Genomic DNA, 26,657 nt, shown 5'->3' with positions numbered 1-26,657 from the left:
TCCAGGGCGACACGCTGGCCAAGGAGGTCGACTGGTGGAAGCAGCGGCTCGCCGGGGCGCCCCTCGTCCTCGACCTGCCCACGGACCTGCCGCGTCCCGCGATGCGCACACCTCAAGGCGCGTCGCATCCCATCCAGCTCCCGCGTGAGCTGGTGGACCGCGTGGTCGCGCTCGGTCGACAGGCCGGGGCCACCCCGTTCATGACGCTGCTCGCGGCCTGGCAGACGCTGCTCTCCCGCTACAGCCGCCAGGAGGACCTGCTCGTCGGCTCGCCCATCGCGGGGCGTCGTCATGGCGAGCTGGAGGGACTCGTTGGCTTCTTCGTCAACACGCTGGTGCTGCGCGCCCGCGTGCGTCCCGAGGAGTCCTTCCGCGCGCTGCTCGCCCAGGTGCGCGAGACGACGCTCGCGGCCTACGAGCACCAGGACCTGCCCTTCGAGCGCCTCGTCGAAGAGCTCCAACCCCAGCGTGACCTGGGCCGCGGCCCCGTGGTCCAGGTGGTGTTCGCGCTCCAGAACACGCCCACGCCGACGATGCGCGTGCCGGGCCTCACCCTGCGTCAGCTCGACGTGGACAACGACACGGCGCGCTTCGACCTTGGCCTCGTCCTGGTCGAGGAGGCCGATGGCCTGCGCGGCGTCATCGAGTACAGCACCGAGCTGTTCACCGCGCCCACCGTGGCGCGCCTCGCCCGCCACCTGCGCAACCTGCTCGAAGCGCTGGTCGCCGCTCCGGACCGGCCGCTCTGGACCCTGGACCTGCTGTCCGCCGACGAGCGCCACCAGCTGGTCACCGAGTGGAACGACACCACGCGGCCCTACCCCGCGGACACCACCTTCGTGGAGGGCTTCTCCCGACAGGCGAGCCAGCGTCCCCAGGCCATCGCCCTGGAGTCGGGCGACCAGCGGATGACCTACGGCGCGCTGGAGGCCCGGGCCAACCAGCTCGCGCACCTGCTCCGCTCGAAGGGCGTGGGGCCCGATGTGCTCGTGGCCGTGTGCCTGGAGCGCGGCTTCGATGTCGTGGTCTCCATCCTCGCCGTCATGAAGGCCGGAGGTGCCTACGTCCCGCTCGACGCGGCGTACCCGGTGCAGCGGCTCGCCTTCATGGTGGAGGACGCGCGGCCCTCGCTGCTGCTCACCTCGCGGGTGCTGGGCGACAAGCTGACCCTGCCGGACGCGGGGCCCGAGCGCCTGCTCGTCGAGGGACTGGAGCTGGAGTCGTGGCCGACCACGGCGCCGGTGTCCCACGCGGGCCCTCGCAACCTGGCCTACGTCATCTTCACCTCCGGCAGCACGGGGCGCCCCAAGGGCGTGGCCATCGAGAACCGGGGCTTGATGCGCCTGTGCTACTCGGAGCCCTACGCCCGCTTCGGCGCGAAGGAGACCAGCATCCTGCTGGCGCCCATCTCGTTCGACGGCTCCGTGCTCGAGGTCTGCCCGTCACTGCTCCACGGTGGCCGCGTGGTCCTCTTCCCGGCCGACGCGGTGCCGAGTGACCTGGACCGCCTGGGCGAGGTCATGGCGCGGCACGAGGTCTCCTTCTCGCACCTGCCCTCCGGCCTCTTCGCGCAGCTCGTGGAGCATCGCCCGGACATCCTGGCCCGGATGGGACAGCTCCACGTCGGCGGCGAGGTGCTCTCCGTGCCACACGCGCACCGGGCGCTGGCCTCGCTGCGCGTGCCCATCATCAACGCGTACGGGCCCACGGAGTGCTCGGTCATCGCGACCAATTACGCGCTGACGGGGCCCATGCCGTCGGGTCTCTCGTTCCCCATCGGCACGCCCATCGACAACACCACGGCCTACGTCCTGGATGCCCGCATGCAGCTGGCACCGGTGGGCGTCCCGGGCGAGCTGTATCTGGGAGGCGTGGGGCTCGCGCGCGGCTACGTGTCGCGCCCGGACCTCACGGCCGAGCGCTTCGTCCCGCATCCGTTCAGCACCCAGCCCGGAGAGCGGCTCTACCGCACGGGCGACGTGGCGCGCTGGCGGCCCGAGGGCGTGCTGGAGTTCATCGGCCGCACCGACCATCAGGTGAAGATTCGCGGGTTCCGCATCGAGCTGTCCGAGGTGGAGGCCGCGCTGGCCGCCCAGCCCGCGGTGCACGAGTCCGTGGCCGTCGTCCGCGAGGACGTTCCGGGAGATCGTCGGCTCGTGGCCTACGTGTCGCCGCGAGAGGGTCAGTCGCTGGACACGACGGACCTGCGCGCGGGCCTGCGGCAGCGGCTGCCCGAGTACATGGTGCCGTCCATCATCGTCACCCTGCCCTCGCTGCCGCTGAGCACCACGGGCAAGGTGGACCGCAAGGCGCTGCCCAAGCCGGACGCCGCCTCCACGGGACGTCAGGGGCGCTTCGTCGAGCCGGCCAATCCGCTGGAGGAGCGCATCTCCGCCGTCTGGGCGCGGGAGCTGGGCACCGAGCGCGTCGGCGTGCATGACCACCTGTTCGAGGAGCTGGGTGGTACGTCGCTCTCCGTGGTGCGCATCGCGGCGCGCTTGCGCGAAGAGCTGGGTCAGTCGGTTCCCGTCGTGTGGCTGTTCGAGCACCCCACGGTCCAGGGGCTGGCGCGAGCCCTGGAGAAGCAGCGCGCGGAGGTGGCCGCGGCGACCGCGCCCCAGTCGGTGCCGGCGCCGGAGCGGCCGGTGTCACGTCCGTCGACGACGGGGGCCGTGGCCATCATCGGCATGGCGGGTCGGTTCCCCGGCGCGGGCTCGGTGGACGCGTTCTGGTGCAACCTGCGCGAGGGCGTCGAGTCCATCTCCCGGTTCAAGCCCGAGGAGCTGGAGCGCATGCCTGGCCTGCCCGAGGGCATCGAGCTGAGCCAGCACCCGGCGTTCGTCCCGGCCGGTGGTGTGCTCGAGGGCGCGGACCGGTTCGACCACGCGTTCTTCGACATGTCCCTGCGCGAGGCGCAGTGGTTGGATCCGCAGCAGCGCGTGTTCCTGCAGTCCGCGTGGACGGCGCTGGAGGACGCGGGCATCGACCCCGAGCGCTTCCCGGGCGCCATCTCGCTGTACGCGGGGGCCATCGACTCCGGCTACACGGAGGCGGTGCGGGCCACGGTGCCGTTGGACGGCGCCGCGCTGTTCGAGCTCTACGGCACCGCGACGCACGAGAGCCTGGCGACGAAGACGTCCTTCAAGCTGGGGCTCACGGGTGAGAGCGTCCTCATCCACACCGCGTGCTCCACGGGCCTCGTCGCCGTGCACCTGGCCTGCCAGAACCTGCTGGCGGGCATGTCCGACGTGGCGATGGCCGGCGCGACGCGCCTGTCGGTGCCGCAGCGCACCGGCTACGTGTACCAGGAAGGGATGATCCTCTCGCCGGACGGGCACTGCCGCTCGTTCGACGCGGCGGCTCAGGGCACCGTCTCCGGCAACGGCGTGGCCTGCATCGTCCTCAAGCGACTGGAGGACGCGGAGCGGGATGGGGACTCCATCCACGCGGTGATTCGCGCGACGGCGACCAACAACGACGGGCGCGACAAGTCGGGCTTCACCGCGCCCAGCGTGCAGGGCCAGACGGCCGTCATCCGGCAGGCGCTCGCGCGCTCGGGCGTGAAGCCGGAGGAGATCGGCTACGTGGAGGCGCACGGCACGGCGACTCCGTTGGGCGACCCCATCGAGGTGACGGCGCTCCAGCGCGCCTACGGCCTGGGGCCCGAGCACAAGGGCACCATCGCCCTGGCTTCGCTCAAGTCCAACGTCGGCCACCTGGACACGGTGGCGGGCCTCGCGGGCCTCATCAAGGTGGCGCTGTCGCTGCGGCACGGAGAGGTCCCGCCGAGCCTGCACTTCGAGCGCCCCAACCCCCAGATTGATTTCGACGCCACCCCGTTCTTCGTCAACACCACCCTTCGGCCGTGGCCGAGGAGCGAGTCGCCGCGGCGTGCCGCGGTCAGCTCCTTCGGCATTGGTGGCACCAACGCCCACGCCGTGCTCGAGGAAGCTCCGATGTCTCCGAGTGGCTCCAGCTCACGCAAGCACCACCTGTTCGTCCTGTCGGCGCGCACGCCCGAGGCGCTGGACGCGGCCTCGAAGAACCTGGCCTCCCATGCGGAGGCCCAGGGTGACGCGCTGGCCGTGGCCGATGCGGCCTTCACGCTCGCCGTGGGCCGCAAGGGCTTCGAGCACCGGCGCGTCGTCGTGGCCCGCGACGCGGCCGAGCTGACCCGTCAGCTCCTCAAGCCCTTCACGCCCACGAAGCTCAAGGACCTGGAGGCCGCGCGCCGTCGCCGCGTGGCCTTCATCTTCCCGGGTCAGGGGACGCAGCAGCTCGGCATGGGGCGCGAGCTGCTCGACACGGAGCCGACGTTCCGCCGGCATCTGGAGTCGTGCCTGGCGCTGCTGGACGGGGAGCTGCGGGAGCGCGTGCGCACGCTCCTGACGTCGGGTCCTGGGGAGGAGTCGCGGCACGCGTCGCTGCTCGCGGACACGCGGGTGGCGTTGCCGGCGCTGTTCTCCGTCGAAGTGTCCCTCGCGCGGATGTGGATGGACTGGGGCCTGAAGCCGTATGCGGTCCTGGGGCACAGCTTCGGTGAGTACGCCGCGGCCTGTGTGGCGGGGGCGCTGTCGCTGGAGGACGCGCTGAAGCTCGCGGTGGCGCGGGGTGAGCTGATGCACCGCATGCCTCCGGGGGCGATGCTCGCGGTGGCGATGCCGGAGTCGCAGGTTCAGCCGCTCTTGTCCGGGAGGCTGTCACTGGCCGCCGTCAATGCGGCGGACCGCTGCGTCGTCGCGGGTCCGGTGGCGGAGGTGGAGGCGCTCCAGGAGACGTTGAAGGCGCGGGACGTGGGCGTGGTGCGGATGCCCGCGCCGCATGCGTTCCATTCGGCGGACGTGGAGCCGCTGATGCCGGAGCTGTCGCGCGTGGTGGCGTCGCTGACGCGCTCGGAGCCGACGCTGCGCTACGCGTCCAGCGTGACGGGCACGTGGGCGAAGCGCGGTGCACTGGCCGAGCCGCAGTACTGGGCGGACCAGATGCGTCAGCCCGTGTACTTCTCGGATGCGGTGGGGGCGCTGCTCGAGGATGGGTGCAGCGTGCTGCTGGAGGTAGGCCCCGGTCAGGACCTGACGCCGCTGGTGCGCGCGTCGCTGGGCCAGGACAAGGACCGCGTGAAGGCGCTGGCGACGCTGCGTCGGAGCGCCTCCACGACGGAGGACGCGAGCTTGCTGGCGTCCGTGGGTGAGCTGTGGACGCAGGGCGTGGAGGTGGACTGGTCCGCCTTCTTCGCCCACGAGCAGAGACGCCGGCTGCACCTGCCCACGTACCCGTTCCAGGAGAAGCGAGTCTGGGTGGATGCGAAGCCGGGCGCGCAGACAGTGCCCGCGATGGTGGCCCAGCAGCCCGTGCAGCTCCGTGCCGCCTCGGGGGCGCCGCTCCCCGTCGCGGAGACGCAGGCCGTGACGACCCTGTCGCCCGGGATGGAGCCGCAACGTCCTACGTCGCCGAGCCTCGTACCATCGGCTGCCGCGTCGCCAGGCTTCGCGTCGCCTGCTGCGTCGACGGGTTTCGGGCCGCCGGCTTCGTCGACCGGCTTCGGGGCGCCTGCCTCGACCAGTCTCGGGTCGCCTTCTGCGACGGGCGTCACGCCGTCTTCTGCGTCGACGGGCCTCGGGTTGGCCGCGTCGACGGGTTTCGGGTTGGCTGCGCCGACGGATCTCGGGTCGCCAGCGTCTACGGGCTTCGCGCCGCCTGTCGCGACCGGCGTCACGCCGCCTGCTGCGGCGACGGGTTTCGGATCGCCTGCGTCGACGGGCATCGCGCCGCAGTTGCCTCCGGTGGTTGCGCCAGCGATGACGTCGCTGCGCGCGGTTCCGGTGGCCCCCGCCGAGCCTCCCCCTTCGATTCAGGAGCCCGAGCCCGTCGCCCCGGTGCGTGAAGACGCGCCTCGGGGGCCCATCGAGGAGCGGCTCGCGGGTCTGTGGCGCGAGCGCCTGGGCCTGGAGTTCGTCGGCCGTGAGGACGACTTCCTGGAGATCGGCGGCAACTCGCTGATGGCGGCGCAGCTGCTCAACCAGGTCCGTGAAGCCTTCGGCGTCCAGCTCCCCCTGGCCGCGTTGTTCGAGGCCCCCACGGTGGCGGGCATCGCCCAGCGCATCGAGCCGCTGTTGCGACAGGCCCCCGCCGCGGCGCCGACGCGCGAACTCCCGCTGGTTCCGCTGCCTCGCACGGGCGAGCTGCCGCTCTCCTACGTGCAGGAGCGCGTGTGGCGTCTGGAGCAGCACCTGCCCGGCCTGTCCGCGTACAACATCCCCTTCGTGCTGCGGCTCGAGGGAGACCTGGACCCGGCCACGCTGGAGCGCGCCGTCCAGGAGATCGTCCGTCGGCACGAGGCCTTGCGCACCACGTACGACGTGGTGGATGGCCGTCCCGTGCAGCGCTTCCACGAGAACGTGCGCATCCCCCTGCCCATCGTCGACGTCGCCGGGGACACGCCTGCCCGTCGCGAGGACGAGGCGATGCGGCTGGCCCGCGAGGAGGCGATGCTGCCGTTCGACCTGGTGACGGGCCCCGTCATCCGGACCGTCCTGCTGCGCTTGGAGCCGAAGCACCACCTGCTCCTGGGCAGCATCCACCACGTCGTCTGCGACACGCTGTCCACCGCGCTCTTCATCAACGAGCTGATGCAGCTCTACGGCGCCTTCAAGCAGGGCCGCCCGTCGCCCCTCCCTCCCCTCCCCATCCAGTACGCGGACTTCGGCGCCTGGCAGCGCACCGGCATCCTCGAAGGCCGCTTCCCCGAGCAGGAGTCCTGGTGGCGTCAGCGACTCGCGGGCATGCCCAAGCAGCTCGACGTCCCCACGGACCGCAAGCGTCCGGCGAGCTGCCCGCTCACCTCCGTGCGTCTTCCCGTGGAGTTCCCACGCGCCCTGGCCCGCGAGCTGGGCGCGTTCGGCAAGCGCGAAGGCTACACGTCGTACATGCTGGTGCTCGCCGCGTGGCAGACGCTGCTGCACCGCTACAGCGGGCAGACGGACATCATCGTCGGCACGCCCATCGGCAACCGCACCCGGCCGGAGCTGCTGCCGCTCATCGGCTACGTGGCGCACTCGGCGGCGTTCCGCACGAGCTTCGCGGATGACCCGACGTTCCGGGACCTGCTCAACCGCGTGAAGCAGGAGCTCAACGAGGTCCAGTCCCGTCCGGACGTTCCCTACGAGTACCTGGTCGAAGCGCTCATCCCGGGCAAGGACATCGGCCGGGGCCGCATGGCCGACACCGTCTTCGTCTTCCACAGCGGCATCAGCGGCGGCGCCGCGGCCCTGGAGATGACGGGCGTGCGCGGCTCCATCGTCGAGGTCCCGGACGGTCCGGTGCAGTGGGGCACCACCCTGTCGGACCTGACGCTCGTGCTGGGTGACGAGTCCGGCCGGGTCCACGGCGCGCTCGAGTACGCGACGGAGCTGTTCGACGCGAGCACCGCGCAGGGCCTGGTCGACCATCTGCACGTGCTGCTCGCGTCCGCGATGGCCCGGCCCGACGAGCGGGTCTCCCGACTGCCGCTCGTCACCGAGGCCGAGCGCTCCGCGTGGCCCGCACCACGCCCCACGCAGGTCATCACCTCCATCCCGGCACAGCTCGCCGAGCGGGCGAAGCGGGCTTCCAACGCCGTGGCCGCGCTCGTCGGTGAGAAGTCCTGGACCTGGGCGGAGCTGTCCCGTCGCGCGGCGAGCGTCTCCGCGAGACTGCGCGCCAGCGGCTTGAAGAACGGTGCGACCGTCGCGGTCTGCCTGCCCCCCTCCCCTGACAAGCTGGCGGTCCTCTGGGGTGTGCTCGACGCGGGTGGCGCGGCCGTGGCCCTGGGCGCGACGGACCTGGGGCGACTGTCGACCTATGCGTCCCAGGATGCCGCGACGCCCCTGCTCATCACGTGGCGCGGTGTCGTCACGTCCTCCAAGCTGGACGCCTCGCGCGTGCTGTACGTGGAGGAACTGGAGACCACCGCATCGGTGAACCCGAGCGTGACTCGCGCGAACGCACCCGCGTGGCTGCTGCCCTCGGGGACGAACCAGCCCGCGTGGACGCTGGACCACCACGCGCTGGCGGACCTGTTCATCGCGATGGATGCGCGGTTGCGTCCGTCGGAGGGCGGCACCTGGCTGGCGGCGCTCGACACGTCGACCGAGCGGCCGGAGCTGGAGATGCTGTGGGCGCTCTCGCGCGGCCTGCGCGTGGCCTTCCCCTCCGAGGCCGTCACGGCCCGGCTGGTGCGGCTCCAGGGCGGTGGTCCGCGCACCCAGGCGATGGACATGAGCCTCATCTACTTCGCCAACGATGAGGACTCGCTCACGGGGCCAAAGTACGAGCTGCTCATCGAGGGCTCGAAGTTCGCGGACGCGCATGACTTCTCCGCGGTGTGGACGCCGGAGCGGCACTTCCACTCGTTCGGCGGTCTGTACCCGCAGCCGGCCGTGGTGGCCGCGGCCATCGCCACCGTCACCAAGAACCTGAAGCTGCGCTCCGGCAGCGTCGTGCTCCCGCTGCACGACCCGATGCAGGTCGCCGAGCAGTGGTCCGTGGTGGACAACCTCTCCGGCGGCCGCGTGGGCCTGTCGGTGGCCACGGGCTGGCACGTGGCGGACTTCTCCTTCGCCCCGGCGAACTTCGAGGACCGCCGCAACGTCCTGATGAAGCACCTGGAGACGCTGCGCTCGCTCTGGCGGGGCGAGAAGCAGAAGCGCGTGGGCGGCGGCGGCGTGACGGTGGAGGTGGCCCTGCGTCCGAAGCCCGTGCAGCGCGAGCTGCCCGTGTGGCTCACGGCCGTGGGCAACCCGGAGACCTTCCGTCTGGCCGGCGAGGTGGGCGCGGGCGTGCTCACGGGCCTGCTCGCGCAGTCCATCGACGAGCTGAAGTGGAAGGTCGCGATGTACCGCGAGGCGTGGCGCCGCAACGGTCATCCGGGCCGTGGCCACATCACGGTGATGCTGCACGCGTTCATCGGTGACGACGAGCAGGAGGTGCTGCGCACGGTGCGAAAGCCGCTGCTCGGCTACTTCCGCAGCTCGGCCGAAATCACCGCGTCGCTGCTGGCGGCCCAGGGCCACCAGGGGGAGATCGACAAGGTCTCCGAGGAGGACATCAACACGCTCCTGGAGCACACCTTCGAGCACCACGCGAAGGGCACGGGCCTCATCGGCACCGTGGAGAGCGGGTTCAAGCGCCTGCTCGATGTCCGCGAGGCGGACGTGGACGAGGTGGCCGCGCTCATCGACTTCGGTCTGGACACGCCCATCGTCCTGAAGGGCCTGGAGAAGCTGGCCGTGCTCCGCCAGAAGCTGGTGCAGGAGGCCGCGTCCCGCCAGGAGCAGGTCGTGGTCGAAGGCGACCAGGGCGTGAGCGAGGTGCTGGAGCTGGCGCGTCGCTCCGGCCAGGTGTTGCTGCACACGTCGGCGCGACTGGCCCGCACGCTGACCGAGCTGCCTGGTGCCCGTGAGGCGCTGAGCCCCGTGGGCGCGCTGGTGCTCGATGGGGCCTCGGCCGAGCTGGCCACGGCGCTCGCGAAGAGCTCCGGGCTCCAGGTCCTGCTCGCGGGTGCGCCACGTGAGGGCGCGCTGTTGCCGCGTGCTCCCGATGAGCGCGTGCCAGCGGGGCTGCGCCCATGGATCCTCGACACCGCGGGGTTGCCTGTGCCCGTGGGCGTCGTCGGGGAGCTGGCGCTGGAGGGCGCGGGTCTTCCCTCCGGATTGTGGCGCTCCGAGGAAGAGGAGCGTCGTCGACTGGTGGCGCATCCGAAGGGCGCGTCGTCCCAGCTGTTCCGCACGGGACGCCACGCGCGACTGCGCGCGGATGGTCGTCTGGAGCCGGTCAACGTCCCGGTTCCCAAGGCCCCTGCCCCGGCCGCCAAGGCCCCGCCGCCCGTGCGGACCGAGGCTCGCCCTGTCGCCGCGCCCGCCGTGCCCACGGGGATTCCACGCGCGCGCAGGGACAAGCCGCTGCCGCTGTCGTTCGCGCAGCAGCGCCTCTGGTACCTCCAGCAGTTGGACCCCACGAGCACGGCGTACAACAACAGCTCCAGCTTCCGGCTGGTGGGCCCGTTGGACACCGCCGCGCTCCAGCGTGCGCTCGACGAGCTGATGCGTCGTCACGAGGTGATGCGGACCACGTACCAGCTCACCGAGACGGGGGCGACGCAGGTGGTCCAGCCCGCGACCGGGCTGCCGATGCCGCTGGAGGACGTGCCCGGCGAGACGCCCGAGGCCCGTGAATCCGCGATGCTTCGCCGCTGCGAGGAACAAGGCGCCTGGGTGTTCGACCTGGCGCGCGGCCCGGTCATCCGCGCCGTGCTGCTGCGCATGGGGCCACAGGACCATGTGCTCAACCTGGTCATGCACCACGTCATCTCCGACGCGTGGTGCTCGCTGGTGCTCGCGCGCGAGATGTCCGTGCTCTACGCCTGCTACAACGCGGGCATCGAGTCGCCGTTGCCCGAGCTGCCCGTGCAGTACGCGGACTACGCGGTCTGGCAGCGTGAGTACCTGGAAGGCGTGGTGCTGGACGGGCAGCTCCGCTGGTGGAAGGAGCAGCTCCTCGGAGTCCCCGCGCTGGAGCTGCCCACGGACCGGCCGCGTCCGGCGGTGCAGTCCTACGACGGTGGGAGCCTGCGCTTCGTGGTGGGCCGCGAGGTGGCGGAGCCGCTGCTCGCCCTGGGCCGCAAGGAAGGCGCGACATCCTTCATGGTGATGCTGGCGCTCTACCAGGCGCTCCTGGGTCGTCACGCGGGCCAGGACGACTTCGCCATCGGCATCCCCATCGCGGGTCGTACGCAGCCCGAGACGGAGGGGTTGATCGGCTGCTTCGTCAACACGTTGGCGATGCGCACCCAGCTCACCGAGGCCCCGACGTTCCGTGAGCTGTTGGGCCGGGTGAAGAAGCAGTCCCTGGGCGCGTTCTCCCGGCAGGATGCGCCGTTCGAGCGGCTCATCGAGCTGCTCCAGACGCCGAGGGACCAGAGCCGCACGCCCGTCTTCCAGGTCGTCCTCAACGTCATCAACACGCCGCCCGCGGAGACGTCGCACCAGACGCTCAAGCTGAGCCAGCTGGATGTCGCCACCGGGACGTCGAAGTTCGACCTGAGCTTCGAGGTCGTCGAAGGCCAGGGCGAGCTCCACTGCCGCTTCGAGTACGCGGCGAAGCTGTTCGATGAGTCCACGATGAAGCGACTGGTCGAGCACCTCTCCGTGCTCGCTCGCGCCGTCGTCGCATCTCCGGACCTGCCGGTGCAGCGCCTGCCGCTGATGGGTGAGGCGGAGCGGCAGCAGGTGCTGGTGGGTTTCCAGGGGAGGACGGAGGCGTACCCGAAGGAGGCGACGCTGCACGCGCTCATCGAGGCGCAGGTGCGACGCACACCGGAGGCGGAGGCGGTCCGCTTCGAGGGAAGCACCCTCACCTACGCGCAGCTGGATGCACGGGCCAATCAGCTGGCGCACCACCTGCGGACGTTGGGAGTGAAGCCGGGGGTGCTGGTGGGGGTGTGCCTGGAGCGCTCGCTGGAGTTGGTGGTGGCGCTGCTGGGGGTGCTCAAGTCGGGAGCGGCCTACGTGCCGTTGGACCCGGCATACCCGAGGGAGCGCCTGGCGGGGATGTTGGAGGACGCGGACGCGCCTGTCCTCGTCACGCAGGAGAAGCTGAAGTCGGTGCTGCCCGCGCACGGCTCGCGAGTGGTGAGCCTGGACACGGAGTGGGCCACGGTGGCCCGTCAGCCTGCGACTGCACCCACTCCGGTGGGAGGCGCGGACTCACTGGCGTACGTCATCTTCACGTCCGGCTCGACGGGCCGTCCGAAGGGGGCGATGAACGCGCACGCGGGCATCGTCAACCGACTCTTGTGGATGCAGCAGGAGTACGGGCTGACGGCGGCGGACACGGTGGTGCAGAAGACACCGTTCAGCTTCGACGTGTCGGTGTGGGAGTTCTTCTGGCCGCTGCTGACGGGGGCGAGGCTGGTGGTGGCGAAGCCGGGAGGGCACCAGGACCCGGCGTACCTGGCGAAGCTGCTGCGAGAGGAGCGAGTGACGACGGTGCACTTCGTGCCGTCGATGCTGAGAGCCTTCCTGGAGGAGCCGGGCCTGGAGGGGCTGAGCCACCTGCGGCGGGTGGTGTGCAGTGGTGAGGCGCTGACGGCGGAGCTGGTGGCGAAGGCGCACGCGCGACTGCCGGCGGGCGCGGAGGTGCACAACCTCTACGGCCCGACGGAGGCGGCGGTGGACGTCTCGTACTTCCACTGCGCGCGAGGCACGCAGCGCACGAGCATTCCGATTGGGCGTCCGGTGGCGAACACGCGGCTGTACGTGCTGGACGCGCAGGGCCAGCCGACGCCGGTGGGAGTGCCCGGAGAGCTCTTCATCGGCGGTGTGCAGGTAGGCCTGGGGTATTGGCGCCGGCCGCAGCTGACGGCGGAGCGCTTCGTGCCGGACTTGTACTCGCAGGTGCCCGAGGCGCGGCTGTACCGCACCGGAGACGTGGCGAGGTGGCTGGCGGACGGGACGCTGGAGTACCTGGGCCGCTCGGACTTCCAGGTGAAGCTCAGAGGCTTCCGGATTGAATTGGGAGACATCGAGGCGGCGCTGCTGTCACACGCCTCGGTGCGAGAGGCCGTGGTCCTCGTGCGCGAGGACTCCCCGGGCGACCAGCGCCTCGTCGCCTATGTCACGGGTGACGCCGAGCCGCTGACCGCGTCGCTGCTCAAGACGCACCTCCAGTCTCGGCTGCCCGAGTACATGGTGCCCTCGACCTTCACGCACCTGGGCGTGCTCCCGCTGACGCCCAGCGGCAAGGTGGACCGCAAGGCCCTGCCCGCGCCGGAGGCCCCTGTTGTCCAGCCCGGCCGCTACGTCGCACCTCGGACGCCCGTGGAGGAGACGCTCGCCACGCTCTTCGCGCAGGTCCTCGGCGTGGAGCGCATCGGGATTCACGATGGGTTCTTCGAGATGGGCGGTCACTCGCTGCTCGCGACCCAGGTCGTGGTCCGCGTCCGGGGCGCGCTCGGGCTGGAGCTGCCGCTGCGCACCCTGTTCGAGGCACCCACCGTCGCCGCGCTCGCGGAGCGGCTGGATGCCCGTCGTCCGGGTGCGGAGCTGCCGCCGATGGTCCGCGTGGACCGGACGAAGCCCATCCCGCTCTCGTTCGCGCAGCAGCGCCTCTGGCTCATCAGCCAGTTCGCCGGCGCGGTCAGCGCCTACAACATCCCGCTGGCCCTGAAGCTCGAGGGCGTGCTGGACCTCTCCGCGCTCCAGCGTGGCTTCGACGCGCTGATGGAGCGCCACGAGGCGATGCGCACCACCTTCCGCGCGGACGGTGACACGCCCGTCCAGGTCATCCACCCGGCCTTCCCCCTGCCCTTCCAGTTCGTGGACCTCACGTCGCTCACGAACGCGAAGGAGCGCGAGGCGGAGACCGTCCGACTCGCACTCGAAGAGGCACGGCGCCCGTTCGACCTGCTGAGCGGCCCGCTGGCCCGCGCGCTCCTGTTGAAGCTGGGCGAACAGGAGCACGCGCTGGTGCTCAACATGCACCACATCGTCTCGGACGGCTGGTCCACGGGAGTGCTGGTCCGCGAGATGGCCGCGCTGTACGCGGCGTTCCATGACGAGCGTCCCTCGCCGCTGCCGGCGCTCCCCGTGCAGTACGCGGACTTCGCCGTCTGGCAGCGCGACTGGCTCCAGGGGCCGGTCCTGGAGGAGCAGGTCGGCTACTGGCGCAAGAAGCTCGAGGGCGCGCCGTCGCACCTCGACCTCCCGACGGACAAGCCGCGCCCCGCGCAGCAGTCCTTCCATGGGGCCGCGGCGCTGATGCACCTGCCGCTGCCGCTCACCGAGGCGCTGGAGACCTTCGCCCGTCGCGAGGGCGCCACGCCGTTCATGGTGCTGCTCGCGGCCTTCCAGGTCCTCCTGCAGCGGCACTCCGGACAGGACGACATCCTGGTGGGCTCGCCCATCGCCGGACGTCGACTGGCCGAGTCCGAGGCCCTCATCGGCTACTTCGCGAACACGCTCGTCCTGCGCTCCCTCATCCGGGGGCAGGACTCGTTCCGCGCGCTGCTCGCCCAGGTGCGGGACACCACGCTGGAGGCGTTCGAGCACCAGGACGTGCCCTTCGAGAAGCTGGTGGAGGAGCTGCACCCGGCCCGTGACGCCAGCCGCACGCCGCTGTTCCAGGTCTCCTTCACGCTGCACAACGCCCCGCTGCCGGCGCTGTCCCTGCCCGGCCTGACGCTGCGGCCGATGGACCACCACCACGGGGTCATCCGCTTCGACATGGAGCTGTCCTTCCATCGCGAGGAGACGGGCTTCCGTGGCGGCATCAACTACGCAACGTCCCTCTTCGACCACGACACCGTGGCCGCCATGGCGAGCCACCTGCGCGTGCTGCTCGAAGAGGTCATCGCCTCGCCGGACGTCCCGCTCGCCCAGGTCTCCATGCTCACCCGCGAGGAGCGCAACCGGGTGCTGGTGGAGTGGAACGACACCGCGACGAAGACGCCGCGTCCCCCGTCGATTCACGACGCCTTCGCGAAGCAGGCGGAGCGCACGCCCCAGGCCATCGCCCTCACGCACGCGGAGGGCCAGCTCACCTACGCCGAGCTGCGCGCCCGCGCCAACCAAGTCGCGCACCACCTGCACGTGATGGGCGTGCGCCCCGGTGGCCGCGTGGGTCTGTGCGTGGAGCGCTCCCCGGAGCTCATCGTCGGAATGCTGGGCATCCTCCAGGCGGGCGCGGCCTACGTGCCCCTGGAGCCGAGCTACCCCACGGAGCGCCTCACGTGGATCATCCGTGAGTCCGGAGTCAGCATCCTCCTGACCCAGGAGCACCTCGCGGACGAGCTGCCCGAGCTGGGCTGCCTGCCCGTCCTGCTGGACGCGGAGTGGCGCGCCATCTCGAGGCAGCCGACGAGCGCTCCCGTCGTCTCCGTGGGTGAGGAGGACCTGGCCTACGTGATGTTCACGTCGGGCAGCACGGGCCAGCCCAAGGGCGTCTGCGTTCCCCACCGTGGTGTGCTGCGACTGGTGCGCGACAACACGTTCATGCGCTTCGGGCCGGACGAGGTCTTCCTCCAGCTCGCGCCCGTGGCGTTCGATGCCTCCACGCTGGAGGTCTGGGGCGCGCTGCTCAACGGCGGACGGTTGGTCCTCGCGCCTCCGAAGGCGCAGTCCATCGAGTCGCTGGGCGCGCTGCTGAAGAGCTCGGGAGTCACCGCGCTGTGGCTGACGGCGGCCCTCTTCGACCAGGTCGTCCAGCACCAGGGCCAGGCGCTGGCGGGAGTGCGCCAGGTGCTCGCGGGTGGCGACGTGCTGCCCGTGCAGCGCGTGACGGAGCACCTGTCGCGAATCGGGCCGGACGCGGTGTTCATCAACGGCTACGGCCCCACGGAGAACACCACGTTCTCCGCCACGCACACGCTGCGGGCCGGGGACACGGTGGGCCGCTCGGTGCCCATCGGCCGTCCGCTGTCGAGCTCCACGGCCTACGTGCTGGACGCCGCGCTCCAGCCCGTGCCGCCGGGAGTCTCCGGTGAGCTGTTCGTCGGAGGCGACGGCCTGGCCTGGGGCTACCTGAACCGCCCGGACCTGACGGCCGAGCGCTTCGTGCCGCACCCGTACGCCTCGACGCCGGGCGCCCGCCTGTACCGCACGGGCGACAAGGCGCGCTGGCGCGCGGACGGCACGCTCGAGTTCATGGGCCGCGTCGACTTCCAGGTGAAGATCCGCGGCTTCCGCATCGAGCCCGGCGAGGTCGAGGAGACGCTGCGCCGCTTCGCCGGCCTGCGGGACGTCGTCGTGGTGGCCCGCGAGGACATCCCGGGCGACAAGCGACTGGTGGCCTACGTCGTCCCGGAGACCGCGGGAGTGGACGTGGGCGCGGTGAAGACCTTCGTCCAGCGTCAGCTCCCCGAGTACATGGTGCCGTCGGCCATCGTGGAGCTGGCCGCCCTGCCCCTGTCGTCCAACGGCAAGGTGGACCGCAAGGCCCTGCCGGCCCCGGAGGCCCCTGTCTCCAAGGACCCGGCCGAGAACGCCCCGCGCACGCCCCTGGAGACGCAGCTGGCGGCCATCTGGGCGGAGGTGCTGCACCACGACTCGGTGGGCATCCACGATGACTTCTTCGAGCTGGGCGGCCACTCGCTCCTGGCCACGCAGGTGGTGTCTCGCATCCGGGCCACGCTCGGCGTCGAGCTGCCCCTGGGTGAGCTGTTCGGCGCGTCCACGGTGGCAAAGCTCGCGGAGCGCCTGGCCAACGCCACGGTGGCGAAGGCCCCGGCCCTGACGCGCGTGCCGCGCACGACGGACCTGCCGTTGTCCTTCGCGCAGCAGCGGCTCTGGTTCATCGACCAGCTGGAGCCCGGGTCCACGCTCTACAACAACCCGTTCCCGCTGCGGCTGGAGGGCACGCTGGATGAGCGGGCCCTGCGGCGCACCTTCGACGAGCTGGTGCGGCGTCACGAGTCGCTGCGCACCACGTTCCGCGCGGAGGGAGGCCAGGCGGTCCAGAAGATCCACCCGGCCACCTTCGTGCCCGTGCAGAAGGTGGACCTGTCGCGCATCGACGAGGAGGACCTCCGGATGGCGGAGGCCCTGCGGCTGTCGAACGAGGAGGCGCGTCGCCCGTTCGACCTCTCGCGCGGGCCGCTGCTGCGCACGCTGCTCATCAAGCTGCGTCCGCAGGACCACATCCTGCTGCTCCACGTGCACCACATCGTGTCGGACGGCTGGTCGCTCGGCGTGTTCGTGCGGGAGCTGACGTCGCTCTACGAGGCGTTCCGCAAGGGGCTGCCCTCGCCGCTGCCGGAGCTGGCCGTGCAGTACGCCGACTACGCCGTGTGGCAGCGCTCGTGGCTGCGCGGCGCGACGCTCGAGGCGCAGGTCGGCTGGTGGAAGCAGCAGCTGGAGGGCGCGCCGTACGCGCTGGACGTGCCCACGGACAAGCCGCGCCCGGCGGTGTTCACCCACAAGGGCGCCGTGCTGGACCTGGTCATCCCGCTGAAGCTCAGCCAGGCGCTGGAGTCGCTGGCCCAGAAGGAAGGCGCCACGCCGTTCATGGTGCTGATGGCCGCGTTCCAGACGCTGCTGCACCGGTACTCGGGCCAGGACGACATCCTGGTGGGCTCGCCCATCGCGAACCGCAACGTGGCGGACACGGAGGTGCTCATCGGCTTCTTCGTGAACACGCTGGTGCTGCGCGCGCGCTTCACGCCGAAGATGTGCTTCCGCGAGCTGCTGGCCCAGGTGCGCGAGCGGACGCTCGGCGCCTACGAGCACCAGGGCGTCCCGTTCGAGAAGATCGTCGAGGAGCTCCAGCCCACGCGCGACGCGAGCCGCACGCCGCTGTTCCAGGCGATGTTCACGCTGCAGAACGCGCCGCTGCCGGAGATCGTCCTGCCGGAGCTGTCCGTGGGGCCCCACCCCATCGACTCCACCAACCTGGCCATGTTCGAGCTGGGGCTGGACCTGACGCGCGCGCCGGAGGGCTTCTCCGGGGGCTTCACGTACAGCACGGACCTGTTCGAGCGCGCGACGATGGAGCGCTTCGCCGAGCACCTGCTCGTGCTGCTGCGAGGCATCGTCGCGAACCCGGGCACCCCGCTGGAGGAGCTGCCGCTGCTGCCTCCCGAGGAGCGCAAGCAGCTCCTGCTGGAGTGGACGGGTGAGCGCGAGCCCCTGCCCGCGGACGCGCGCATCCACGCGCTCCTCGAGGAGCAGGTGCTGCGCACGCCGGACGTCATCGCGGTGGTGTCCGGTGAGGACTCGGTCACCTACCGTGAGCTGGACACGCGGGCCACGCGGCTGGCGTGGCGCCTGCGCGAGCTGGGCGTCGGGCTGGAGACGCGGGTGGCGGTGTGCGTGGAGCGCTCGGTGGAGCAGCTGGTGGCGCTCCTCGGCGTGCTGAAGGCCGGTGGTGCCTACGTGCCGCTGGACCCGGAGTACCCGGCGGAGCGGCTGAGCTTCATGCTGGAGGACAGCGGCGCGCGCGTGGTGGTGGCACGCGGGCAGGTCCGCGAGAAGCTGAGCGACACCACGGACCGCGTCTACCTGGACGTGGACGCCGTGCCCGAGACGGGGGACGTCGCTCCGCTCTCCGTGGTGGTGCCTCCGGAGGCGGCGGCCTACGTGCTCTATACGTCGGGTTCGACGGGTCGGCCCAAGGGCGTCGTGGTGCAGCACCGCTCGCTGGTGAACTTCACCCGCGCGGCCTGGAAGACGTACCCCGTGGAGCTGGGGGACCGCGTGCTCCAGTTCGCCTCCATCAGCTGGGACACCAGCGCGGAGGAGATCTACCCGTGCCTCACGCGAGGCGGGACGCTGGTGCTGCGCACGCCGGACATGCTCGACGTGCCGGAGGTCTTCCTGGCGCGGTGCGAGGCCGCGGGGGTGACGCAGCTCAACCTGCCCACGGCCTTCTGGCACGAGGTGACGGCGAGCCTGGAGGAAGGCCGCGCGAAGCTGCCCTCGAAGCTCAAGTGGGTGGTGATTGGCGGAGAGCGCGCCGCGCCGGAGCGGGTCGCCGCGTGGCGTCGCACGGTGGGCTCCACCCTGCCCCTGCGCAACACCTACGGACTCACAGAGGTGACGGCGGTGGCCACGGCGGTGGACCTGATGGCGTCCCCGGCCGCGTCGTTCGAGAGCGCCCAGGAGGTGCCCATCGGTCGGCCGCTGACCAACGTGACGACGTACGTGCTGGACAGCGCGTTCATGCCGACGCCCACGGGCGTGGTGGGCGAGCTGTTCATCGGCGGTGAGGGCGTCGCGCGTGGCTACCTCGGCCGGCCGGACCTGACGGCGGAGCGCTTCATCCCGAGCCCCTTCGGCGAGGGTGAGCGGCTCTACCGCACGGGAGACAAAGCGCGCTGGCGACGTGACGGCGGCCTGGAGTACCTGGGGCGCGGCGACACGCAGGTGAAGGTGCGCGGCATCCGCATCGAGCTGGGGGAAGTCGAGGCCGCGCTGCGCGCTCGCTCGGAGGTCCGTGACGCGGTGGTGCTGGCGCGCGAGGACCCGCCGGGCGACAAGCGCCTGGTGGCGTACGTGGTGCCGACGGAAGTGAAGGAGGGGCTGGAGCCGACCCTGGACATCCTGGGCCTCCATGACCACCTGAGGCAGCACCTGCCCGCGTACATGGTGCCCGCGGCCTTCGTGCCGCTGGCCGCCCTGCCCCTCACGCCCAACGGCAAGGTGGACCGCAAGGCGCTGACCGCGCCGGATGCGAACCTGCACCGGGTCAGCCGCCAGCATGAGCCTCCCGCGACGCCGCTGGAGGGGCGACTGGCCGAGCTGTGGCGGGAGCTGTTGAACGTCCCCACCGTGGGTCGTCGCGACAACTTCTTCGAGCTGGGGGGCCACTCGTTGATGGCCACGCGGCTGGTGGCTCGAGTCCGCGAGGACTTCAAGGTGGACCTGGGCCTGCGGGCCTTCTTCGAGACCCCCACGTTGGCGGGGCTCGCCGAGCGCATCTCCGGCGCCACCTGGGGGGCCACGCTCCCGGACCTCGGTGTGGATCGCGGTGACGGGCCGATTCCGCTGTCCTTCGCGCAGCAGCGCCTGTGGTTCCTGGACCAGCTCCAGCCAGGGATGGCGATCTACAACATGCCCGTGGCGCTGCGCCTGTCGGGGCGCGTGGAGCGCGCCGCGTTCCATCGCGCCGTCGACGAGCTGGTGCGTCGTCACGAGTCCCTGCGCACCACGTTCGAGACCGTGGGCGGTGAGCCGCGACAGGTCATCCACCCCGCGCAGCCCGGCAACCTCCGGGTGGTGGACCTGTCCCGCGTCTCTGCCGACGAGCGGATGGAGGAGGCCTACCGGCTGGCGCGCGAGGACTCGCTCACCCCTTTCGACCTGCGTACGGGTCCCCTGCTGCGAATCACGCTGCTCGTGCTGGACACCAAGGAGCACGCGCTGCTCGTGTGCATGCATCACAGCATCTCGGACGGCTGGTCGCAGGCCGTGCTGGTGCGAGAGCTCGTCCAGCTCTACGAGGCGTTCAGGAGCGGTCGTCCGTCGCCGTTGCCGGAGCTGCCGGTGCAGTACGCGGACTACGCCTTGTGGCAGCGGCAGTGGCTCCAGGGAGAGACGCTCCGGAAGCAGCTCGATTGGTGGAGCCAGCAGCTCGCCGGAGCCCCGGGAGCGCTGGATCTGCACACCGACAAGCCGCGTCCCGCGGTGCTCTCGCACCAGGGCACCACGGTGCCCGTGAGCGTGGCCCCTTCGCTCAGTCAGGCGCTGGAGGCGCTGGCGCGCCGTGAAGGCGTCACGCCCTTCATGGTGTGGATGGCGGCGTACCAGGCGCTGCTGCACCGGTACTCGGGGCAGGATGACTTGCTGGTGGGCACGCCCATTGCGGGTCGGCGTCACGCCAAGACGGAGGGCCTCATCGGCTTCTTCGTCAACACGCTGGTGATGCGCGCGAGCTTCACGCCGACGCTCACGTTCCGGCGCCTGTTGGCGCAGGTGCGCGACTCCACGCTCGGGGCCTACGAGCACCAGGACGTCCCCTTCGAGCGGCTGGTCGAGGAGCTGCATCCCACGCGCGACCTGAGTCGCACGCCGTTGTTCCAGGCGCTCTTCGCCCTCCAGAACATGCCGAGCGCGGAGCTGACGTTGCCGGAGCTCTCGCTCAAGGGCGTGGAGGTCGAGTCCACCGTCAGTCGCTTCGAGCTGGAGCTGGCCCTGGTCCGCACGCCAGCGGGTTACCAAGGGGCCCTCAGCTTCAGCACGGACCTGTTCGAGCGCTCCACCGCCGAGCGGATGGTGACGCACCTGCTGCGCCTCGTGGAGGCGGCTGTCGCCAAGGCGGACGCGCCGTTGTCCTCCCTGTCCCTGATGGACGAGGCGGAGCGCCAGCGCATCCTCGTGGACTGGAACGACACGACGGCCGAATTCCCGTCGGAGTCCACCCTGCCCGCCCTGTTTTCCGAGCAGGCCCGTCGCACGCCCGAGGCGATTGCCCTCCAGTTCGAGGGCCAGCGCCTCACCTACGCGGAGTTGGAGGCCCGGTCGGGTCAGCTCGCCCGACATCTGTTGTCGCTGGGCCTGGGCCGTGAGCCGCGCATCGCGGTGCTGATTCCTCGTGGGCTGGAGCTGTACGTGGCGCTGCTCGGCATCCTCAAGGCCGGTGGCTGCTACGTCCCGCTCGACGCCGCGCATCCCCAGGCGCGCATCGCGTTCATGCTCGAGGACTCGGGTGTGGCGGGTGTGCTCACGGTGAGCGCGCTGGGAGCCTTGCTGCCCTCGGGCTCGTGGCCCGTGGTGACGCTCGACACCGAGTGGGAGCGAATCTCCCGCCAGTCGACGGAGGCTCCGTTCGTGCCGATGAGCTCGGACAACCTCGCGTACGTCACGTACACGTCCGGCTCCACGGGGACGCCCAAGGGCGTGGCCATCACCCACCGCGGGGTGCTGCGGCTGGTCTCGGGCGTGGGCTTCGCGTCCCGCGAGCCGGGCGAGGTCATCCTCCAGGTGGCGCCGCTGACGTTCGACCCGACGGCGCTCGAGGTCTGGAGCGCGCTGCTCACGGGCGCTCGGCTCGCGGTGTACCCGCCGAGGACCCCGGAGGTCTCCGAGCTCGCGCGCGTCATCGACGAGCACCGCGTGACCACGGCGCTCCTGGCCACCGCGCTCTTCGATGTCATGCAGCAGCACGAGCCCGCCGCGCTGTCCCGGCTGCCCCGCCTGTGGGTCGGCGGAGACGTGCTGCCCCTGCCCACGGCGCGGGAGCGACTGGCCAAGGGGGGCTCGCTCATCAACGCGTATGGCCCGACGGAGGTCACCGTCGTCACCACGCAGCACGTGCTACCCGCGGGCACGTCCATCGACACGGCCGTCCCGATCGGACGCCCGATTCCGAATACACGGGTGTACGTGCTGGATGCGTCGCTGCATCCCGTGCCCGTGGGCATCCCCGGTGAGCTGTTCATCGGCGGCCCGGGCCTCGCGCGTGGCTACCAGGGCCGACCCGCGCTCACCGCCGAGCGCTTCGTTCCGGACCCCTTCTCCACCACGCCCGGCGAGCGCCTCTACCGTACCGGGGACAAGGTCTGCTGGACCGAGGACGGCGCGCTGCGCTTCCTCGGGCGCATCGATCTCCAGGTGAAGGTGCGCGGCTTCCGCATCGAGCTGGGAGAGATTGAAGCCTCCCTCCGTGCGCACCCCGAGGTCCGCGAGGCGGCGGTCGTCGTCCGCGAGGACGTGCCCGGAGACAAGCGCCTGGTGGCCTACGTCGCCACGGCCGACGGCCACGCGCCGAAGGGAGAGGACCCGAAGGCGTGGCTGCGGCAGCGGCTGCCCGAGTACATGGTGCCCGCGCACGTCGTGTTCCTGCCCGCGCTGCCCCAGTCGACGCACGGCAAGGTGGACCGCAAGGCGCTGCCGAAGCCGGACGCCTCGGGGCTCGACACCGGCAAGGCCCACGAAGCCCCGGCGACCCCGGCCGAGCAGCGCCTGGCCGAGCTGTGGAAGGAGCTGCTTCAGGTGTCCCGCGTGGGACGTCACGACAGCTTCTTCGAGCTGGGTGGCCACTCCCTGCTGGCCACGCGTCTGGTGGCCCGCATCCGCGACGAGCTGGGACAGGAGCTGGGCGTCCGCGCCCTGTTCGAGTCGCCCACGCTGTCCTCGCTCGCGGCGCGCCTCCAGCAGGGCCTGCCCGAGGAGCAAGGGGTGACGGTGCTGCCGCCGCTCGTCGCCGCGCCGAGGAACGGGCCGCTCCCGCTGTCCTTCGCGCAGCAGCGCCTGTGGTTCCTGGACCAGCTCCAGCCGGGCAGCGCGCTCTACAACATCCCCTATGCACTCAAGCTGACGGGCGAGGTGGACCTGTCGTCGCTCCAACGCGCCTTCGATGCGCTGGTTCAGCGTCACGAGTCCTTGCGCACGACGTTCCGCATGGAGGGGGGTGAGCCGCGACAGGTCATCCACGCGCCGGCGCCCCGTCCGTTCGCGACGGTGGACCTGCGCGCGTCGTCGCCGGAGCAGCGCGAGGCCGAAGCGCGACGCGTCATCAGCGAGGACGCGGTGCGCCCGTTCGACCTGTCCACCGGTCCCCTGCTCCGCGTCACGGTGATGCGGCTGTCGTCGACGGAGCAGGTGCTGCTGGTGTGCATGCACCACATCATCTCGGACGGCTGGTCCATCGGTGTGCTGGTGCGTGAGCTGACGATGCTCTACACGGCCTTCCATCAAGGTGGGGCCGTGGAGCTGCCTGTGCTGCCAGTGCAGTACGCCGACTACGCCGTGTGGCAGCGAGGCTGGCTCCAGGGCGGCGCCCTGCGTGCACAGCTCGACTGGTGGAAGCAGCACCTCGACGGCGCCGCGCCCGCGCTGGAGATGCCCAACGACAAGCCTCGTCCGGCCGTGCCTTCGTCCAACGGCGCGCTGGTGCCGGTGTGGCTGCCGGCCGCGCTGAGCGACGCGGTGGACGTGGCGACGCAGCGCGAGCGCGTCACCCCGTTCATGTTGTTCCTCGCCGTCTACCAGGCCCTGCTGCAGCGCTACTCGGGCCAGGAGGACGTCGTCGTGGGCTCGCCCATCGCGGGCCGACGTCACGCGCAGACGGAGGGACTGCTGGGCGTCTTCATCAACACGCTGGCGCTGAGGGCCCGCTTCACGCCGGAGCTGACGTTCAGGGGCCTTTTGTCCCAGGTCCGTGACGCGACGCTCGGGGCCTTCGAGCACCAGGACCTCCCCTTCGAGCGACTGGTGGAAGAGCTCCAGCCCGCGAGAGACCTGGGCCGGACGCCCTTGTTCCAGGCGATGTTCGTGCTGCAGAACGCGCCGTCGCCCGGGGTGTCGCTGTCGGGCCTGACGCTCGAGGCGATGGACGTGGAGCTGGCTTCGACGAAGTTCGAGCTCAACCTCCACCTGTTCCGGGCACCTGACGGCTACCGGGGCGGGCTCTTCGTCAGCACGGACCTGTTCGAGCCCGCCACCGGCGAGCGACTGGTGCGTCACTTCCAGCAGCTCCTGGAGCGCGCGCTGGCGAACCCGGATGCGCCGCTCGCGACGCTCCCGCTCCTCACGGACGCGGAGCGACAGCGTGTCCTCGTGACGGAGTCCGCGCCCGTGTCGCCGGGGCTCCCGTTCCATCGGCTCTTCGAGCAGCAGGCGGCGCGCACCCCTGACGCGCCGGCGCTCCGCTGCGAGGAGCAGGAGTGGACGTACCGTCGGCTCGATGAACGGGCGAACCAGCTCGCGCACCACCTGCGCTCGTTGGGCGTGGGCCCGGATGTCCCCGTGGCCCTGTGCCTGGAGCGCGGCGTGGAGCTCATCGCCGCGTTGCTGGCGGTCCTCAAGGCGGGCGGAGCCTACGTCCCGCTGGAGCCGTCACAGCCGGCCGCGCGGCTTCGCGCGCTCGTGGAGGAGGTCTCCGCGCCCGTCGTGGTGACGGGGTCCGCCCATGAGTCGGCCTTCGAGGGACTGTCCCTCCACCGCGTGCGCGTGGACACGGACGCGGTTGTGCTCGCGAAGCAGTCCACCGAGGCGCCGAAGGTCGAGGTCCGCACCGAGCACCTGGCCTACGTGCTCTTCACGTCGGGCAGCACGGGTCGACCGAAGGGCGTGGCGGTGTCGCACGGCGCGCTCATGAGCTACGTGAACGCGGTCATCGACCGGATCGCGCTGACGGAGTGCAAGAGCTTCGCGCTGGTCTCGACGTTCGCCGCGGACCTGGGCAACACGGTGCTGTTCCCCGCGCTCGTCACGGGTGGACTGCTGCACGTGCTGACACAGGAGCGAGCGCGCAGTCCCGAAGGCATGGCCGAGTACTTCCAGCGCCACGCCGTGGACTGCATGAAGATCGTCCCGTCCCACCTCGCGGCGCTGCTCACGGGGGGCGAGACGGGAACCATCGTGCCGCGAAAGCGACTGGTCCTCGGCGGCGAGTCCTCGTCGTGGGCCTTGCTGGAGCGGGTGCATGCCCTCGCGCCCGAGTGCCAGGTCTTCAATCACTACGGGCCCACGGAGACCACGGTGGGAGTCCTCGCGGGGCGGGTGGAGCTGCCGCCCGGTGACAAGGCTCCGGCGCAGGTGCCGCTCGGTCATCCGCTGGGACAGACGCGCCTCTACATCCTCGACGCGAGCCTCCAGCCCGTGCCCGTGGGTGTGCCGGGTGAGCTGTACGTCGGAGGCCCGCAGGTGGCGCGGGGCTACCTCGGTCGCCCGGAGCTGACGGCGGAGCGCTTCCTGGCGGACCCGTTCAGCAAGGCCCCCGAGGCGCGCATGTACCGCACGGGAGACCGCGTCCGGTGGCTCGAGGATGGCCGCGTGGAGTTCATCGGCCGCACGGACTTCCAGGTGAAGGTGCGTGGCTTCCGCGTGGAGCCGGGCGAGGTCGCCACGGTGCTGCGCGGCCATGACTCCCTGCGAGACGCCATCGTCGTGGCGCGGGGAGATGGCGCGGGCCGGAAGCTCGTGGCCTACGTCGTGGCCTCGTCGTCCGTCGCTCCGGAGGTCCTCTCGCTGAGGACGTGGCTCCAGCAGCGCCTGCCCGAGTACATGGTGCCCTCCGCGTTCGTCACCCTCCCCGCCCTGCCGCTGACGCTCAACGGCAAGGTGGACACCAGGGCCTTGCCGGAGCCGACGCTCGAGGTCTCCAGCACCCAGGAGGTGCTCCCGCCCAGGACGCCGCTCGAGCTCCAGCTGGTGCGCGTCTGGGAGGACGTGCTCGGGGTTCGTCCCATCGGTGTCCGCTCCAGCTTCTTCGAGCTGGGCGGCCACTCGCTGCTCGCCGTGCGCATGATGTCCGCGGTGAGCGAGGCAGTGGGCCGACCGGTGCCGCTGGCCGCGCTGTTCCAGGCGCCCACGGTGGAGCAGCTCGCCGCGTTGCTGCGCGACGGGGCCACGATGACAGGCACCTCGCCGGTGGTCCCCTTCGGCGCCCTGCGTCCGGGCGGGAAGACGCCGTTCTTCTGCGTGCACCCCGTGGGCGGCAACGTCCTCTGCTACGCGGAGCTGGCGCGTCGGCTGGGGACGGAGCGCCCGTTCGTGGGGCTCCAGGCCCAGGGCGTCAATGGTGAGGCCACGCCGCGAGGCACCGTCGAGGAGATGGCGACGGCCTACGTGGACGCGATGCGGAAGGTCCAACCGTCCGGCCCGTATCTGTTGGGCGGCTGGTCGCTCGGAGGCGTCATCGCCTACGAGATGGCGCGGCAGCTCCGTGAGCAGGGCCAGCGGGTGGAGCTGCTCGCGCTCATCGACACGTACGCCCCGGGCGCGGTGAAGGCCCCGGAGCCCTCGGAGATGGACCGGCTCCAGGTCATCGGCATGTTCATCCAGGACCTGCTCGGCGCCTCGTTGGCCCACGTCGAGCTGGACCTGGAGGCGCTCGCGGCGATGTCTCCGGACGCGGTGCTCGAACACCTGCGTGTCGAGGGCGAGCGCGCCGGAGTCCTGCCCCTCGGGACGGCCCCCCGGCAGCTCCAGTCCCTGCTCCAGGTCTTCGAGTCGAACCTGAAGGCCGCGCGGCGCTACGTCCCCCGGCCGACCCAGGAGCGCGTGGTGCTGCTCAAGGCCACCGAGCATGACGCCGAGCTGCCCGCGGATGGCGGCTGGTCCACGCTCGTCGGCGCCGGATTGGAGCGGCACCCCGTGGTCGGAAGCCACTACGGCGTGCTCCGTGAGCCGGGCGTCCAGGCGCTGTCCGAGCGCCTGCGTGAGGCGATGAAGCACCTGCCCTGA

At 71.3% G+C, this 26,657-nt stretch carries 1 protein-coding gene (only partly in view); it reads left to right on the top strand.

Annotated elements, in window-relative coordinates; translation table 11 throughout:
* A protein-coding gene (locus tag K8625_RS17220) for a non-ribosomal peptide synthase/polyketide synthase (RefSeq protein WP_223783313.1) crosses the window boundary here: on the top strand, nt 1–26,657 show its 3' portion. It extends 16,873 nt beyond the left edge of the window; only the last 26,657 of its 43,530 coding nucleotides appear in the window; its start codon lies beyond the left edge, outside the window; the stop codon is at nt 26,655–26,657.

This window comes from Myxococcus sp. AS-1-15 (assembly GCF_020037055.1).
In the GTDB taxonomy this organism is placed as follows: Bacteria; Myxococcota; Myxococcia; order Myxococcales; family Myxococcaceae; genus Myxococcus; species Myxococcus fulvus.
The sequence above is the reverse complement of the archived record's forward strand: the minus strand, read 5'-3'. Positions and strand labels throughout refer to the sequence as shown.